Origin of the sequence: Roseinatronobacter alkalisoli, from assembly GCF_028745735.1 — a bacterium.
GTDB lineage: Bacteria > Pseudomonadota > Alphaproteobacteria > Rhodobacterales > Rhodobacteraceae > Roseinatronobacter > Roseinatronobacter alkalisoli.
Genome location: NZ_JAQZSM010000122.1, coordinates 1 through 974, shown reverse-complemented (window position 1 = coordinate 974; position 974 = coordinate 1). Strand labels below are relative to the sequence as shown.

The following is a 974-nucleotide window of genomic DNA, read 5'->3' as shown; positions in this document are numbered from 1 at the left end:
CCCAATATCCGCCCACCATTTGAGCGCTTGCTGGAGCGTTTTGGGCCGCCTGACGGAGACGGTCCGGTGCCCGCTTCCGAGGCGGATGAGTATCGCGGGCGCGTCCCGGATGCGCTGATCGCATTCTGGCTGGAGCATGGGCGCGGAGGCTGGCGGGATGGCCTCTACTGGCTCTGCGATCCGGCCCCCTTGATGCCGATCCTGCGCAGCCTGTTTCGCGATGACCCGGAAATCGACGCGGAGCTTCTGGTGCCGTTTTTTCGTGACGCTTTCGGACAGGTTTTCGCATGGCACCCCTCACTCAAGATCGTCACGATTGATGTGAATCTTGGCAGCGTTGGCAACACAGACATAACCAGGCGGGAAATCAACGGGATACGCTACTTTACCGACGATCATGCTGTCTCTTCTCTTGTCGAGGCGCAACTCAGAGATATCGACGGCTGGGTAAGCGCCGTCACAGGTCAGCCTGTTTTCGCGGAGGTACTACAACGCCTCGGCCCCATCCATGAACAGGAAGTCTATGTCATGGCACCGCATTTCCGAATGGGCGGCATGGGGGAGCCTGCTGATTTTTCTGTCGGCGGGTTGATAGAATATCTCGGCTTCCTGATCCAGATTGGCCCTTTCGAGCGGTTGCAGTATTTCTCGCCGCAGGACGGTGGGCGCGGCGCTTTCGGGCATAACGAAGTGGTGCGAACTATTGGCTACGACAGAGTGATCGAATAGCGGAAGAGCAAGGCAAAGGGACGCGCTGCGACACCGCAACCTATCCCCCGCCAGAGCGGATGACGACCCGGTGCCAGGTTCGCTGGTGATGTCGGATGCTTCGCCAGAGCCGCTCATCATGGGCGCTCAGTACGCGCAGGCGCTTCATACACAGACGGTTCCTCAGCAGTCACCGCCGCGCGTCCCGCCGGTCAATCCCAACACCGGCGTGCCTTCAAACCTGCCGCCTGCCGCCAATGACAACA

At 60.2% G+C, this 974-nt stretch carries 1 protein-coding gene; it reads left to right on the top strand.

What is annotated here, in order from left to right:
• The coding region (locus PUT78_RS23635; RefSeq protein WP_274354656.1) for a GAD-like domain-containing protein at positions 1–729 on the top strand (729 nt) is incomplete at its 5' end.
• Between the last annotated feature and the right edge of the window lie 245 nt (positions 730–974).